The 14,794-nt window shown below is 70.6% G+C and carries 14 protein-coding genes; 10 read left to right on the top strand and 4 right to left on the bottom strand.

The annotated features are described in order from the left end of the window. Positions 1 to 7: 7 nt before the first annotated feature. Positions 8 to 913 carry an alpha/beta hydrolase gene (locus tag WG212_RS15585; protein ID WP_337188029.1) on the bottom strand — a complete coding sequence of 302 codons (906 nt, stop codon included), beginning with the start codon at positions 911 to 913 and terminating at the stop codon, positions 8 to 10. Beyond that, a complete protein-coding gene (locus WG212_RS15580; RefSeq protein ID WP_337188028.1) occupies positions 910 to 2,523 on the bottom strand; it encodes an NAD(P)/FAD-dependent oxidoreductase in 1,614 nt (537 codons plus the stop codon). The genes WG212_RS15585 and WG212_RS15580 overlap by 4 nt, the downstream gene beginning before the upstream one ends. A gap of 93 nt (positions 2,524 to 2,616) precedes the next feature. On the opposite strand from WG212_RS15580, the gene WG212_RS15575 reads away from it, so the two are divergent. The 10 genes from WG212_RS15575 (at position 2,617) to WG212_RS15530 (ending at position 13,057) form a co-directional block, all read left to right on the top strand. Beyond that, positions 2,617 to 3,414 (top strand): SDR family oxidoreductase, encoded by a 798-nt coding sequence (locus WG212_RS15575; protein WP_337188027.1) that lies wholly within the window; start codon positions 2,617 to 2,619, stop codon positions 3,412 to 3,414. A gap of 72 nt (positions 3,415 to 3,486) precedes the next feature. Continuing rightward, entirely contained in the window at positions 3,487 to 4,119 is a 633-nt protein-coding gene (locus WG212_RS15570) for a TetR/AcrR family transcriptional regulator (RefSeq protein WP_337188026.1), read from the top strand. Between the two features lie 218 nt (positions 4,120 to 4,337). Next, a complete protein-coding gene (locus WG212_RS15565) occupies positions 4,338 to 4,859 on the top strand; it encodes a VOC family protein (protein WP_337188025.1) in 522 nt (173 codons plus the stop codon). Between the two features lie 93 nt (positions 4,860 to 4,952). Then, on the top strand, positions 4,953 to 7,250 hold the full coding sequence (locus WG212_RS15560) for a TonB-dependent receptor (protein WP_337188024.1): 2,298 nt from the start codon (positions 4,953 to 4,955) through the stop codon (positions 7,248 to 7,250). A 45-nt stretch (positions 7,251 to 7,295) separates the two neighbouring features. Then, positions 7,296 to 8,333 carry an amidohydrolase family protein gene (locus WG212_RS15555; RefSeq protein ID WP_337188023.1) on the top strand — a complete coding sequence of 346 codons (1,038 nt, stop codon included), beginning with the start codon at positions 7,296 to 7,298 and terminating at the stop codon, positions 8,331 to 8,333. A gap of 125 nt (positions 8,334 to 8,458) precedes the next feature. Then, positions 8,459 to 9,646, top strand: coding sequence for an LLM class flavin-dependent oxidoreductase (locus WG212_RS15550; RefSeq protein ID WP_337188022.1), 1,188 nt, complete (start codon positions 8,459 to 8,461; stop codon positions 9,644 to 9,646). 134 nt (positions 9,647 to 9,780) lie between these two features. Next, on the top strand, positions 9,781 to 10,293 hold the full coding sequence (locus tag WG212_RS15545) for a MaoC family dehydratase N-terminal domain-containing protein (RefSeq protein WP_337188021.1): 513 nt from the start codon (positions 9,781 to 9,783) through the stop codon (positions 10,291 to 10,293). 3 nt (positions 10,294 to 10,296) lie between these two features. Beyond that, on the top strand, positions 10,297 to 10,719 hold the full coding sequence (locus WG212_RS15540; protein WP_337188020.1) for a MaoC/PaaZ C-terminal domain-containing protein: 423 nt from the start codon (positions 10,297 to 10,299) through the stop codon (positions 10,717 to 10,719). Positions 10,720 to 10,750: 31 nt separating this feature from the next. Then, on the top strand, positions 10,751 to 12,289 hold the full coding sequence (locus tag WG212_RS15535) for an acyl-CoA synthetase (protein WP_337188019.1): 1,539 nt from the start codon (positions 10,751 to 10,753) through the stop codon (positions 12,287 to 12,289). 21 nt (positions 12,290 to 12,310) lie between these two features. Then, complete coding sequence (locus WG212_RS15530; RefSeq protein ID WP_337188018.1) at positions 12,311 to 13,057, top strand: glucose 1-dehydrogenase; 747 nt, start codon at positions 12,311 to 12,313, stop codon at positions 13,055 to 13,057. Between the two features lie 20 nt (positions 13,058 to 13,077). On the opposite strand, the gene WG212_RS15525 is transcribed toward WG212_RS15530, so the two are convergent. Both WG212_RS15525 and WG212_RS15520 read right to left on the bottom strand, forming a co-directional pair. After that, positions 13,078 to 13,779, bottom strand: coding sequence for an EF-hand domain-containing protein (locus tag WG212_RS15525; protein WP_337188017.1), 702 nt, complete (start codon positions 13,777 to 13,779; stop codon positions 13,078 to 13,080). A 118-nt stretch (positions 13,780 to 13,897) separates the two neighbouring features. Next, positions 13,898 to 14,791, bottom strand: coding sequence for a LysR family transcriptional regulator (locus WG212_RS15520; protein WP_337188016.1), 894 nt, complete (start codon positions 14,789 to 14,791; stop codon positions 13,898 to 13,900). Positions 14,792 to 14,794: the final 3 nt, after the last annotated feature.

The raw sequence follows: 14,794 nt of genomic DNA, 5'->3' as shown, positions 1-14,794 counted from the left end.
TCGAGGCTCAGGGCGTCCGGGTTTCGGACAGGAAGGCCGCGATGCGGGCGATCGCCGCGTCGGCCTCGGGCAGCGCGCCGGCGAACATCTGCCAGACATGGATCATGCCCGGCCAGACCTCCAGCTCCACCCGGACGCCGGCGTCGCCCGCCCGCCGCGCCAGGGTGAGGGCGTCGTCCAGCAGGACCTCGTCGTCGCCGACCTGGACCAGGAGGGGCGGGAGGCCCGCCAGGTCGGCCTCGCCCGGGGAGGCCAGGGGCGCACCGGGATCCTGGCCGGCAAGGTACTGGTCGGCCATCTCGAGCAGGACATGGCGTGTGAGCAGGGGATCGCATCCGGCGCGGGTCTCGTAGGAGGCGCCCGTGCAGGCCAGGTCGGTCCACGGGCTCATCGCCACGGCGCAGGCGGGTCGGGGCAGGCCGGCGTCGCGGATCGCCAGCAGGGCCGCCACCACGAGGCCGCCGCCGGCCGATTCGCCGGCGAGGGCGAGGCGCGAAGCCGGGACGCCGTCGTCCAGCAGGCCCGCGTAGGCGGCCAGCGCATCGTCCACCGCTGCCGGGAACGGATGGGCCGGCGCCAGGCGGTAGTCGAGGCTGACTACCCGCGCCCGTGTGGCCAGCGCCAGGGCGGTGGTGAAGCCGCGGCTTGCCGCCGGATCGCCCATGACGTAGCCCCCGCCGTGCAGGTGGAGGACATGGTGGGGCCCGGCGCCGTCCTCGACCTCGACCGTCTCGGCCGGGACGCCGCCCAGCGCGGTCGGCGTGATCCGCAGCCCCGGCGGCGGGGGCGGCTGGCTGGCGGCGAACACGGCCGCCTGCGCGCGGCGGTGCTCGATCGAGGCGTCCGGGCCGCCCAGCAGCGCGGTCAGCATGGCGCGGACGGCGTCGATGGGCCGCTCGGCCGGGCCGCTCATCCGTTCGGCCCCGCGCCCAGGCGGAAGCCCTCGTAGCCTCGCTCGGCCACCTGCCGGCAGCGCTCGCGATAGGCGCCGAACCCGCCCACATAGACCCCGAAGCGGCGCGGCTTGCCGGGGATGTTCGCGCCGAAGTACCAGGAGTTGGCCTTCGGATAGAGCGTGTGGGCGACGGCGGCGTCCGACTCGGCCGACCAGGCGGCCTCGGCCGTCTCGGTGGCCTCCAGGGTCGCGACGCCGCGGGCGCGCATGTGGTCCAGGCAGTCGGCGATCCAGTCGACGTGCTGCTCCACCGCCGTCGGCATGTTGGCGAGCACCGAGGGGCTCAGGGGACCGGTCACCGTGAAGAGGTTGGGGAAGCCGGCGACGCCCAGGCCCAGGTAGGTCTTCGGCCCCTCGGCCCAGCGGTCGGCCAGGCGCACGCCGCCGCGGCCGCGGACGTCCAGCGCCAGCAGGGCGCCGGTGATGGCGTCGAAGCCGGTGGCCACGACCAGGTCGTCCAGCTCGTACGCGGCCTCGGCGGTGCGCAGGACCTGGCCCGACACCTCGCGGATGGGCGCGGCGCGCACGTCGACCAGGGCGACGTTCGGCCGGTTGAACGTCCCGTAGTAGTCGTCGTCGAGTGGCGGCCGCTTGACGCCGATGGGGTGGTCGTTGGGCGTCAGGCGCCGCGCCGTTTCGGGATCGCGCACGGTCCTTTCGATGTGGGCTCGCACGAAGGCCTGGGCCGTCGCATTGGCCGCCTCGTCGGTGAAGAGGTCGGTGAAGGCAGTGAAGAACCGCATGCCGCCCTGATCCCAGAACCCCTGGTAGATCGCCTGCCGCTCGTCGTCGCCCACTTCCAGGGCCGAGCGTTCGGGCGGGTCGAAGGGCACGGCCCCGCCCGAGGCCAGGCAGCGGGCGCGGATCTCGCCGTAGTTGGCCTTCACCCAGGCGTCGAAGTCCCGGTCTGTGGCCCGGTTCCACGCCGGCAGCACCCAGTTCGCCGTGCGCTGGAAGACGGTGAGCTGCGAGGCCTGCTCCGCGATGCGGGGAATGGCCTGCACCGCCGAGGCGCCCGTGCCGATGACGCCCACGCGGCGGCCTGCGAAGTCCACCGGTTCGTGCGGCCACTGGGCGGTGTGCAGCAGCCGCCCCCCGAAATCCCGGAGGCCCGGGATGTCGGGCCAGTTCACCTGCGACAGGCAGCCCATGGCGGTGACCAGGGCCCGCGTCGTCGTCTCGAACCCGTCGGCCGTCCGCAGCCGCCAGCCGCCCAGCGCCTCGTCGAAGTGCGCGGCGGTCACGCGGGTCGAGAACCGGTAGCGCCGGCGCAGGTCGAACCGGTCGGCCACATGGCCCAGGTAGCGGAGGATCTCGGGCTGTTCCGAATAGCGCAGGCTCCAGGTCCAGTCCTGCTGCAGCGTCTCGTCGAAGGCGTAGCTGTAGTAGTAGCTCTCGCAGTCGCAGCGGGCGCCCGGATAGCGGTTCCAGTACCAGACGCCGCCCACGTCCCCGGCCTGCTCCAGGCCCAGCACGTCGAAGCCCTGCTCGGCGAAGCGGTGGACCGCGTAGAGGCCGCCGAAGCCGGCCCCGATGACGACGACGTCGTGCTGCGGCAGCTCGCCCATGACCTGGCTCCATTCCGTAACGGACGTTACGCGGACGCTATCGACAATCCAGGGGCTGTGTAAAGATAACGATCGTTATGATGGGAGGGTCGCATGGGCCGGATGGCGGGGAAGGTGGCGCTGGTCACCGGGGCGGCGAGCGGCATCGGGCGCGCCTGCGCCCTGGCCCTGGCGCGGGAGGGGGCATGGGTCTTCGCCGCCGACGTGGACCTGGACGGCCTGGCCGAAGCCTGCGCCCTGGCCGAGGCGCTGCAACGGATGGAGCCGGCGCGGCTCGACGTGACGTCCGAGGCGGAATGGGCGGGCGTCGTGGCCGAGGTGGAGCGCCGCGCCGGCGCCCTGCACGCCCTGGTGAACAACGCCGGCCTCTGCATCGGCGCGCCCCTGCTCGAGACGACGACCGAGGTCTGGCGGCGGCAGCAGGCGGTGAACCTGGACGGCGTCTTCTTCGGCGTGCGGGCGGCCCTGCCGCTGCTGGCGCGGGCCGGCGGCGCATCGATCGTCAACGTCTCGTCGGTGGCGGGCCTGACCGGCGTGCCGGGCCTTTCGGCCTACTGCGCCACCAAGGGCGGTGTGCGGCTCTTCACCAAGGCGGTGGCGCTGGAGTGCGCGGCGGCGCGCAACGGCGTGCGGGTGAACTCGGTGCATCCCGGCGCGATCGAGACGCCCATCTGGGCGAAGATGCAGAATGACGGCCGGCTGGACCCCGGCTCGAACTCCACGGAGGCGCTGATGGCCGGCACGCGCCAGGTCGCGGCCGAGGCGACGCCGCTGGGGTTTCCCGGCGCGCCCCAGGATATCGCCGAGGGGGTCCTCTACCTGTGTTCGGACGCCGCGCGCTTCGTCACCGGCGCCGAACTGGTGATCGACGGCGGAGTCACTGCGGCCTGAGAACATAACGAGCGTATTCCCGCCCGCGCCCCTGTGGTAACGCGCCGTCTCCGAGAGGTGGGGAGGAGAAGCATGGCCCGGCAGGCCGACCACGACCAGAGGCGACGGCAGTTCGCCGCCGCGGCGCTGGCGGTCATCGCCCGCGAGGGCCTGGAAGGCCTGACCATGCGCGACGTGGCCAAGGAGGCGGGCTTCACGACAGGCGCCCTGACCCACTACTTCAAGTCCAAGGACGAGGTCCTGATCGCCGTTTCGGAGCAGGGGGCCGAGATCGTCCGCCCGATGATGGACGAGGCGGCCACAGGCATGTCCGCACGGGCCGCTCTCCGCGACCTGCTGCACACTATCCTGCCGACCAGCACGGCGATGAAGGCCCAATGGCGCTGCTGGCTGGCCTTCTGGGAGCGTGGCGTCCACAGTCCGCAGGTCCAGCGCGTGATGCGCGAGCGCTACGTCGAATACATGGGACGCGTCTCCACCGTGATCCGCCGGGCCCAGGAGCAGGGCGAGGCGCCGCGCGACATCGACGTGGACCACGTGGCGCGCGAGATCATCGCCCTCATCGACGGCCTGAGCGTCCAGGTGCTGCTGGGCGCGGGCAAGTTCACCAGCACGACGCAGCGTCAGTTCGTGGACTCTCTGCTGGACGCCCGCCTGGGTCCGGTTCCCGAACCGGTGCGGAAGACCTCGCGCGCCGCAGGCTGAGAGGAAGCATAACGACTGTTACACCTCGGGATCGCCTCTCCCGACGCGCACCGTGGCGGCGGGGCTGGCGGCAAGGCGAACTGAATTTCCAGAACGACCGTTATACTATTCCTTTGCGGAATCTACAGAACCAGCGTTATGCTTTCCCATAAGATGAGCGTCGGACGGCCGTGTGCAACGCGCGGCGCGCCGGGGCCGCGATACGGGGAGAAGCGGACGTGTCCGAACCGGCGTGGGCGCTGTCGCGCCTCTATCACACCGTCGTCAACTGCCGGGACCTGGACGAGTCGGTGGCCTTCTACGGGCTACTGGGGTTCGAGGTCCTGAACGATCGGCGCGACGTGGTCTGGCCCGACTTCGTGGGTGGCATCTTCGGCCTGGACAGGGCGCGGGGGCGCGGGGTGCTGATGGTCCTGCCGTCGGACCCGGACGGCCCCATGATCGACCTCATTGAGTGGCTGGAGCCACAGGCCGCCTTCCCCGATCCCGCGGCGCGCAGGCGCGCGGTGCCACGGATCATCGCCTTCCGGACGCGCAACGTGCATGCGGCCTACGAGGCGCTCACCCAGGCCGGCGTCGTCTTCACCCAGCCGGTGCATGCGCCGGACGCGGCCCTCGGCATCGTGGGGACGGCCTGCTGCTACGACCCCAACGGCAACATCATCGAGATGATCGAGCTCCAGCCCGGCGTGCGTCACTCGCGCGCGAACGAGGCCCTGGGCGGCGACAAGGCCCGTTGACGGAACGGCGCGACAGGAAGCGGTCCGACAGAGCGAGAACACCACAGAGCCGGCAACAACAGGGCCGGAACAACAAAGGGGAGGGATCGGGAGATGACCAGGATGACCGGGCGCCCGGCGCGCCTTCTGGGGGGCGCGGCCGCGGTCGCGCTCATGGCGGGCGCGGCCCAAGCTCAGGCCCAGACCGCCGACAGCACCGTCAGCGAGGTGGTCGTCACCGCCCAGTTCCGGGAGGAGAACGTCCAGCGCGTGCCGATCCCGATCACCGCCGTCGGCGGCGAGGACCTGGAGCGGCAGGGCGTGATCGGCTTCAAGGAGCTGGGGTCGCGGGTGCCGTCGCTGCGGTTCGGCGCGGGTGTGACCGGCGGCGAGAACGTCATCACCATGCGCGGCCTGGGCAGCCAGAACACCACGCCCGGCGGCGACTCGCCCGTGGCCTACAACATCGACGGCGTCTATGTGCAGCGCACCACGTCGATCGACCCCGAGTTCTACGACATCGCCCGCGTCGAGGTGCTGCGCGGGCCGCAGGGCACGCTCTACGGCCGCAACTCGGTGGGCGGCTCGATCAACGTCATCACCAACAAGCCGACGGGCGAGTTCGCCGCCGGCGTCGACGCCATGCTGGGCAACTATGACGCCCGCACCTTCCGCGGCTTCGTGAACCTGCCGCTGGTGACGAGCGGCGACCTGCAGATCGCCGCGCGCCTCACCGCCGTCTCGGCCGAGCACGACCCCTACACGAAGAACCTCTCGACCAAGCCCGCGGCGACCGACAACCTGGACCGGCTGGACTACCAGATGATCCGCGGCCAGCTCGCCATCGACTTCAACCCGCAGGCCCGCCTGCTGCTGGCCGCCCACCGCACCTGGAGCGAGGGTGTCGCGGCCACGGCGACGGCCTGGTGGCAGACGCCGGCCCGCTACATGACCCCGCCGCTGGGAATCCCGGCCGGCTCGGCCTGCGACTTCAGCACGGCGGCGAGGTTCGACCCGCGCCGGGTGTGCCACGACTATCCGGACGTGGGCAGCAACGATACCGAGCTCTATTCGGCGACGCTGGATCTCGAGCTGCCGTTCGCCAACTTCACCTCGGTGACGGCCTACGGGAAGAGCCACGTCGACCAGATCAGCGACGGCGACGGGTCGGACCTGCCGATCTCGATCGGCTCGGCTTGGCGGCTCGACGCCGAGCAGTTCTCGCAGGAGGTCCGCTTCGCCTCGAACGGCGACGGCGCCCTGACCTGGGTGGTCGGCGGCATCTACTTCCGGGGCAAGAACTTCCAGGACTTCGCCTACAGCGACCTCGGCTACAACAACTTCGGCCCGACGGTCCCGTTCGACCAGTTCAACTTCCTGAGCTTCGGGACCAGCAAGACCCGGGCGCTGGCCGCCTTCGGGCAGTTCGACTACGACTTCGGCAAGACGGGCGCGGGCGTGCCCGTGATCCTGACGGTCGGTCTCCGCTACACCAACGACCGGAAGTCGGGCTTCAACTCGCTGGACTACCAGCTCCCCCTGGCCTGCGGCGGAAGCTGCGGCGTCATCTCCGGCCCGTTCAGCAACACCTGGAACCGCGTCACCGGCAAGGTGGGCCTGAGCTATCAGGTCAACGACAGCACGATGGTGTTCGCCTCGGTCGCCCGCGGCTATCTGGCCGGCGGCAACATCACGGGCCTGGGCAACATCTACGATCCCGAGACGCTGACGTCGTTCGACGCGGGCGTGAAGTCGCGCTTCCTCGACGATCGGGTGCAGCTCAACGTCGCCGCCTACCACCAGAAGATCAAGAACCTGCAGGTGTTTATCCAGAGCGCCACGCAGTCCGGCATCAACAACGTGGACGGCACGACCGACGTGAGCGGGCTGGAGGTGGAGTTCACGGCGGTGCCGGTCGACAACCTGCGCCTCAACGCGACCGGGACGCTCACCGACGCCAAGTACGGCCGCTACATCACCACGGCGGCGCGGTTCGGCGGGCCGGGCCCCGGTTGCGACCCGGTCACCCGGCTCTGCGACTTCAAGGGCAACAACCTCAACCAGACGCCGCCCTACACGCTGAACCTGGGCGCGGAGTATCGTTTCCAGACCGCGTTCGGGACGATCACGCCGCGCGTCGACGCCTATTTCTCGGGCCGCGTGGACTTCCTGGCCGACAACTACTTCACCTCGCGCCAGAAGGCCTACCATACGACCAACGCCCGGGTGACGTGGGAAAGCCCGGACCGCAGATACCGGGCCGAGGCGTTCGTCGCCAACATCGAGAACGACGACATCATCTCGAACGACGGCCTGCAGTCGATCTCGCTGGGTCAGCAGGTGCTGCAGCCCGACAACTTCGTCTACTACCCGCCGCGGACCTACGGGCTGCGGATCGGCGTCAGCTTCTGAGGAGGAGGGCGGGAGCCTCAGGGGCGCCCGCCCGCGTAGCCGCCGATGTCCCTCGAATGGCCCGTTCGTGACGACTGGCTGGCCCAGGTGCGGGAAGCGCCCCTGGAGCCCGACCTGCCGATCGTCGACGCCCACCACCATCTGTGGAAGCTTCCGCACGACACCTATCTGCTGGACGAATTCCTGGCCGACGCCGATCCCCAGCGGGGCGGGCACAACATCGTCGCCAGCGTGTTCGCCGAATGCGCGGCCATGTACCGTCCGGACGGCCCGGCCGAGCTGCGCTCGATCGGCGAGGTGGAGTTCGCCAACGGCGTGGGGGCCCAGGCCGCCAGCGGCGCCTTCGGGCCGGTGAAGGCCTGTGCGGCGATATTCGGCTCGGCCGACCTGATGCTGGGCGATCGCGTCGGTGCGGTGCTGGACCTGCACATGGCCCGCGCGCCCGAGCGGTATCGCGGTATCCGCCCCATCGTCTGCGCCGATCCGCACGGCGCGCTCGATCCCTGGCCCAGCGCGCCGGCCGAGATGATGGAGAGCGCGGCGTTCCGCGCCGGCGCGCGCGAGCTGCAGCGGCGCGGCCTGTCGCTGGACCTCTGGGTCTTCCACCACCAGCTCGACCAGGTGGCCAGTCTGGCCGCCGCCCTGCCGGACCTCACGATCATCCTCGACCACATCGGCACGCCCCTGGGCATGGGCTGGTACGCGGGGCGCCGCGACGAGGTGTTCGCCGCCTGGCGGGCCGGGTTGGCGGCGGTGGCCGAACGGCCGAACGTGCGGCTCAAGCTGGGCGGCCTGAACATGCACTTCAACGGTTTCGGCTGGCATGAGCGGTCCAGGCCGCCGACGTCGGACGAGCTGGCCGCGGCCAACGGGCCCTACTACGCCGCGGCCATCGACCTGTTCGGACCGGCGCGCTGCATGTTCGAGAGCAACTTCCCGATGGACAAGCGCGCCTGCGGCTACGACGTGCTCTGGAACGCGCACAAGAAGATGACCGCGGGCTTCAGCGCCGACGAGCGGCGGCTGATGTTCCACGACGTCGCGGCCCGGACCTATCGCATCGAGGGGTCGGTCGCCGCGTAGGAAACATATCGATGGTTATGTGATTTCTGCTGGAAAATCCTGTCGTTCGTTCTTGTGGCGGTTGACTCGCTCTCATATGGATCGATACATAACAACTGTTATAAAATGAGGTGAAGGGGCGCAGCGTGAAGTTCGATATCTTCTGCGAGATTCAGCGAGCGTTTCCCTGGCATGGGGAGGACGAGGCCAGCCTGTTCCAGGAGATCCTGGCGCAGGCCCGCGCCGCCGACGCCGCCGGCTTCACCGCCTGGTGGCAGGTGGAGCACCACGGCTCGCCCGAGTTCAGCTATTCCGCCGCGCCAGAGCTGGTGCTGACCGCCATCGCCATGGCCACCCAGCGGCTGCGCGTGGGCCACGCCGGCGTGCTGGCGCCGTTCAACATCAACTCGCCCCTGCGCGTCGCCGAACGCGGCGCCACGCTGGACGTCCTGTCCGGCGGCCGGTTCGAGATGGGGCTGGCCAAGTCGGGCGGCAAGGAGTGGGAGACCTTCGGCGTCGATCCCGAGAAGGCCCGTGACCAGGTGCGCGACGCCATGCACATCATCCCGCGCGTCTGGACCGATCCCGAGTTCTCGTGGGACGGGGCCGACTACCGTGTGCCGCCGCGCGAGATCGTGCCGAAGCCGGTGCAGACGCCGCACCCGCCGCTCTGGCAGACCTGCGGCTCGCCCGAGAGCTTCTACATGGCCGGCGAGATGGGCGTGGGCGCGCTGGGCACCACCCTGCTGAGCCCCGTGAAGTTCCTGGGCGAGATGCTGCGCGAGCACGACCGCGGGCTCTCGGCCTGCCAGGCGCCGGCCGGCCGGTTCATCAACCGCCAGAAAGGCTGCTTCACCTTCGTCCACGTGGCCGAGACGCGGGCGGACGCCATCGCCAACGGCGCCGCCTGGTCGGCCCTCTGGTACGTCAACGCCGCGCCCCGGGTGTTCAAGGTGCCGCGCCGGGTCTGGTACGACATGATCAAGGCCGGCCTGCACCCGAATTCGGCCCGCGACACCGCGGCCCTGGCTCAGCTCGATCCGGACGAGACGGTCATCCACGACGACGACCCTCCCGTCGTCGTGCTGCTCAAGCGCATGGCCCAGGGGGAGGAGATCAGCCGGGAAGAGGCGCACGAGGTGCTGGAGCCGCTGGACTGTGTTGTCATCGGCGACCCCGAGCACTGCACCGGGAAGCTGCGGGGCTATGAGGCGATCGGCGCCGACCGCATGATGTGCATGATGCAGTTCGGCTCGATCCCGCCCGCCGCGGTGCTGAAGAGCATCGAGCTGACCGGTCGTTTCCTGGCTCCGGCGTTCGCCCGCGCCGCCTGACGCTTCGCCAGGGGTTCTTTCGCGACGGGGCCGGCTCCCGGTTGACTGACGTTGCGCCTATCCTCTCTCATGGTCGTCGCGGCGCCCTGGACGGGCCGCCAAGAACGCAGTGGCGCGTAAGCCAGGAGGGACGCATGCCGGCCAAGAAGTTTCCTGTGGAGGCGGGGCATATCCTCATGTTCGCCCGATCGATCGGCGACGAGAACCCCGTCTACACCGACGAGGAGAAGGCCAAGGCGACCGAAGCCGGCGGAATCATCGCCCCGCCCACCTTCGTCCAGGCTTCGGCCCAGTTCGATCCCGACTATTTCCTGCGGCCCAAGGTGGGCCAGCCGTGGTTCGGCTCGGGCAAGAACCCGACCGGTGTCGCCCGTACGGGCGGCGGTGGCGGTGGTGGGGGAGGCGGCGGTCTCCACGCCGAGCAGCACTACGAGTACCATCGTCCCCTGCGCGCCGGCGACGTGCTGGTCGCCGAGACCAAGCCCGGCAAGACCTGGGAGAAGGAGGGCAAGCGCTCGGGCAAGCTGGTGTTCTCCGAAAGCGTCACCGAATACCGCAATCAGGACGGCGAGCTGGTGGTCACCGCCCGCGGCGTGGGCGTGCGCACCGAACGCCCCGTGGAACAACCCGCGAAGAAGGAAGCCTGAGCGATGGCGCTTTCCGCAAGCAAGCTCAAGGTCGGCGACGAGCATACCGCGCGCCTGGTCGAGGACCTGAAGCGCACTCAGATCGTCCAGTACGCCGGCGCCTCGGGCGACTACAATCCCCTGCACACCGACGAGATCTTCACCACCCAGGTCGCCGGCTATCCTAGCGTGTTCGCCCACGGGATGCTGACCATGGGCATGACCGGCAAGATGCTGACCGATTGGGTGGGCGACACGCGCCTGACCAAGTACGGCGTCCGCTTCACCAGCCAGGTCTGGCCCGGCGACACCCTGGAGGCCAAGGCCACGGTGAAGGCGCTGACCGAGCGCGACGGGGTGAAGCTGGTCGAGCTGGACGTCTCCACCACCAACCAGGACGGCGTGGTGGTGCTGAGCGGCTACGCCGAAGCTCGCGTCGACGCCTGAGGGCGGTCGCGCCGCAAGCCGGGGACGGCCCATGCATCCGTACGTCCACGCGGGATTGACGCCTGAAAAGCCGGCCTTCGTCATGGCCGGGAGCGGCCATGTCGTCACCTACCGCGAGCTGAACGACCGGTCGAACCAGGGCGCGCAGCTCTTCCGCGCCCTGGGCCTCGGCGTCGGCGACGGGGTGGCGATCATGATGGAGAACCACCCCATCTACTACGAGGTGCTGTGGGCGGCGCAGCGGGCCGGGCTGCGCTACACGGCGATCTCTTCGCGCCTCACCGCGGGCGAGGTGGCCTACATCCTCCAGGACTCGGGGGCCAAGGCGTTCGTGACCTCTCGGGCGATGGCGGATGTCGCCGCCGAGGCCGCCCGGGCGGTCGGAGGGCTGGCCCTCTTCATGGCCGACGAACCGGTCGCGCCCTTCGCCGGCTTCGAGGCCGAGCGGGCGCGCCATCCGGCGACTCCCGTGCCCGACGAGACGCCGGGCGCGGCCATGCTCTATTCCTCCGGCACGACGGGCCGGCCCAAGGGCGTCAAGCGCGCGTTGAGCGGCGGCTCGCTGATCGAGGGAGAGGCCCTGACGGCCTGGGCCCGCGAGGGCTACGGCATGGACGACCAGACCATCTATCTCTCGCCGGCGCCGCTCGACCACGCCGCGCCCCTGGGCTGGTCGATGAACGTCCAGCGGCTGGGCGGGACCGTGGTCCTGATGGAGAAGTTCGACGCCGAGGACTGTCTGAGGCTCATCGAGCGCCACGGCGTCACCCACGTCCAGTTCGTGCCGACCCACTTCGTCCGCATGCTGAAACTGCCGGAGGACGTGCGGGCGAGGTACGGCCACGATTCCCTGAAGGTGGTGTTCCACGCCGCCGCGCCGTGCCCTGTCCCGGTCAAGGAGCAGATGATCGCGTGGTGGGGGCCGATCATCCACGAATACTATGCGGGCACCGAGGGGAACGGCCGCACGGTGATCGATTCCCATGAGTGGCTGGCGCACAGGGGTTCGGTCGGCCGCGCGACGGCGCCTGTGGAAGTGAAGATCTGCGGCGAGGACGGGGAGGTGCTGCCGCCGCGCGCCGAAGGCCTGGTCTATTTCGCGGGCGGCGGCCGCTTCGAGTACCACAACGCCCCCGAGAAGACGGCCGAGAGCACCCATCCCGAGGGCTGGACCACGCTGGGCGACGTGGGCTGGCTGGACGAGGACGGCTATCTCTACCTGACCGACCGCAAGAGCTTCATGATCATCTCGGGCGGCGTGAACATCTATCCGCAGGAGATCGAGAACCTGCTGATCACCCACCCCAAGGTCGCCGATGCGGCGGTGGTGGGCGCCCCCGATCCCGAAATGGGCGAGCAGGTGGTCGCGGTGATCCAGCCGATGGACGGGGTCGAGCCCGGCGACGACCTCGCGGCCGAACTGACGGCCTTCTGCCGGGCCAACCTGTCGGCGGTGAAGCTGCCCCGCCGCATCGACTTCATGGCCGAGCTGCCGAGGCACCCGACGGGCAAGCTCTACAAGCGCCTCATCCGCGACGCCTATTGGGGCAAGGCCCCGGCCGGCGCCTGATCGCCCGCAACCGGAGCCCCCATGACACCCAACGAACTCTTCGACCTGTCGGGCAAGGTGGCGCTGGTCACCGGCGGCAGCCGCGGCCTGGGACTGGAGATGGTGCGCGCCTTCGCCGCCGCGGGCGCCGACGTCGTCGTGGCCAGCCGCAAGCTGGAGGCCTGCGAGGCGGTGGCCGACGAGGTGCGCGCGATGGGCCGCCGCGCCCTGGCCGTCGCGGTCCACGCCGGCCGTTGGGACGACATCGACCGGCTGGTCGAGGCCGCCTACGCCGCGTTCGGCCGCATCGACATCCTGGTGAACAACGCGGGCATGTCGCCCGCCATGCCCAGCCACGAGGTGACCGAGCAGCTCTTCGACAGCGTGCTGAACCTGAACTTCAAGGGACCGTTCCGGCTGGCCTCGGTGGTCGGCAAGCGGATGTCGGACGGGGAGGGGGGCGTCATCATCAACGTCTCGTCGTCGGGCGCGCTGAATCCGCTCCCGCGTGTGGTGCCCTATTCGGGAGCCAAGGCGGCGCTTAACGCCATGACCGTCTCGCTGGCGCACGAGTACGGGCCCAAGGTCCGGGTCAACACCCTGTCGGCCGGACCCTTCCTCACCGACATCGCCAAGGCCTGGACCGAGGAGGCGCGCGAGCACGCCGACAACGCCCTGGGCCGCCCTGGCCGCCCCGAGGAAGTGGTGACCACGGCCCTCTACCTGGCCAGCCCCATGTCGTCGTTCACGACCGGCGCCATCGTGCGCGTGGACGGGGGCGCCCAGTAGCGGGGCGCGCCCAGTCGCGGTCAGCGTCGCCGGCCGCCCTGGGGCGCGGACATCGCCTGGGCGGGCGTCGGGCGCAGGTCGGTCGCCAGCACGATCCCGTCGCCGTCCAGGTCCAGGAGCCGGAAGCGGCGGTCGGCCGCCGCCAGCCATTCGGCGCGGCTCACCCCCATCGAGAAGTCGGCGTCCGCGCCGCGGATCGGGTGCGGCTCGTTGATGAGGCTGTAGAAGGCCGCGCCCTGCCGGCGGCTGCCCGCGTTCCCGCCGCGCGGTGATGGCCGTCGCCCGCTGCCGGGGCCCGCGGCGATGTCCTCGCGGGTGATCTCGGGAACCGCCTCCTCCTCCCACCAGGTCACCTCGGGCATGCCGATCTGGCCGTCGCCGTTGCGGTCCAGAACCGCGAACCAGGCCAGGGCGTCGGCGCGGAACTCGTCGCGTGTCAGGCGGCCGTCGCCGTCCCGGTCGGCCCCTGCGAACCAGGCGGCGCTGGGATAGGGCCGGCCGGGCGGCGCGCGGAAGGGCTGGCCCGACGGGCTGATGAAGAGCTGTTCGCGGGACCGCATCGGCCCGTCGCCGCCCAGCCCGCCACCGCCCGACCTGTCGCCCGGAGGGCCGAAGCCGCCCGGCCCTCCCGGCCCACCGGGTCCGCCGCGGGGCGGTCCCCCCATGCAGCCGGCAGCCAGCAGCGCCAGCCCGGCGGCGCCTGCGACCCGTCTCCAGCCCATCCCGTACCTCCGTGTCCGATCCTTGCGGCATCCTGGCCGGGGATCGCGGCGGCGTCGTTTCGGACGCGTCACGATCACGGCGGAATTCCATAGTCCCTGGCTATCAGGGCGTGGCGGCTTAGGGCGTCTCGCGCATGGCGGCGCGGGAGAGTTCGGCCATCGCCTTGACGAGGGGGGAGCGCCAGCGTTCGGCGGTGGTCAGCATCCAGCAGGCGTAGGGCACCGCCAGCGTGGAGCGCACCTGCGCCAGCCGTCCGTCGCGAAGGTGCGGTTCGAACAGGAACGAGGCGCCCATGGCGATGGTGTCGGTGTCGAGCGCCCGCTGGATGATCAGCGAATAGTCGTCGCTGACGAAGGCGCGCAGGTTCTCGGCCTCCTCGCGCGTCAGCTCGCCGGCCCAGAGTTCCACGCCGGGCAGCACGTTGGGCAGGGCCATCGGCCAGGCCAGAAGTTCGCGCGGGCCCGCCTCGGCCAGCGCCAGCGCGGGGTGCCCGCGACGCGCGACCAGGATGATCTGGTCTTCGAACATCTTCTTGCGGATCAGTTCGCCGTAGCGCGCGGCGTGCTCGGAATAGCCGAAGGCGATATCGACCCGGCCGTCCTGCAGCGCCGTCATCACGCCCGGGCCCGTCTCCTGGATGGTTTCGACGTGCAGCCTGGGGAACCGCACCGCGACCTGCCGCAGGAGCTGGGGCAGGGGACGCAACCGCGAGGCGGGGCCGACGGCGATCCGGATGCGGCCCTCCTCGCCGCGGGCCAGTTGCTCGAGGTCGCGCGACAGCGCCGCCACCCCTTGCAGCAGGGCTTCGGCCCGCTGGGCGACGAACGCCCCGTAGGCCGTGGGTCGCGCCGCGCCGCCGCTCCGCTCGAACAGCTTCACCGAAAGCTGGGTCTCCAGCCGCGCGATACTCTTCGACAAGGTGGGCTGCGAGATCTCCAGCCGGCGCGCGGCGCCGCTGAATCCGCCGGCGCGACAGATCTCCAGAATCTGTTCGAGGTGCCTCAATTCCATGCC

Source organism: Phenylobacterium sp. (assembly GCF_037189685.1).
GTDB lineage: Bacteria > Pseudomonadota > Alphaproteobacteria > Caulobacterales > Caulobacteraceae > Phenylobacterium.
The sequence above is the reverse complement of the archived record's forward strand: the minus strand, read 5'-3'. Positions and strand labels throughout refer to the sequence as shown.

Coding starts and splice junctions, on each gene's coding strand:
- WG212_RS15585 (WP_337188029.1), bottom strand. CDS start 913: ATGAGCGGCCCGGCCGAGCGGCCCATCGACGCCGTCCGCGCCATGCTG.
- WG212_RS15580 (WP_337188028.1), bottom strand. CDS start 2,523: ATGGGCGAGCTGCCGCAGCACGACGTCGTCGTCATCGGGGCCGGCTTC.
- WG212_RS15575 (WP_337188027.1), top strand. CDS start 2,617: ATGGGCCGGATGGCGGGGAAGGTGGCGCTGGTCACCGGGGCGGCGAGC.
- WG212_RS15570 (WP_337188026.1), top strand. CDS start 3,487: ATGGCCCGGCAGGCCGACCACGACCAGAGGCGACGGCAGTTCGCCGCC.
- WG212_RS15560 (WP_337188024.1), top strand. CDS start 4,953: ATGACCAGGATGACCGGGCGCCCGGCGCGCCTTCTGGGGGGCGCGGCC.
- WG212_RS15555 (WP_337188023.1), top strand. CDS start 7,296: ATGTCCCTCGAATGGCCCGTTCGTGACGACTGGCTGGCCCAGGTGCGG.
- WG212_RS15545 (WP_337188021.1), top strand. CDS start 9,781: ATGCCGGCCAAGAAGTTTCCTGTGGAGGCGGGGCATATCCTCATGTTC.
- WG212_RS15540 (WP_337188020.1), top strand. CDS start 10,297: ATGGCGCTTTCCGCAAGCAAGCTCAAGGTCGGCGACGAGCATACCGCG.
- WG212_RS15535 (WP_337188019.1), top strand. CDS start 10,751: ATGCATCCGTACGTCCACGCGGGATTGACGCCTGAAAAGCCGGCCTTC.
- WG212_RS15530 (WP_337188018.1), top strand. CDS start 12,311: ATGACACCCAACGAACTCTTCGACCTGTCGGGCAAGGTGGCGCTGGTC.
- WG212_RS15525 (WP_337188017.1), bottom strand. CDS start 13,779: ATGGGCTGGAGACGGGTCGCAGGCGCCGCCGGGCTGGCGCTGCTGGCT.
- WG212_RS15520 (WP_337188016.1), bottom strand. CDS start 14,791: ATGGAATTGAGGCACCTCGAACAGATTCTGGAGATCTGTCGCGCCGGC.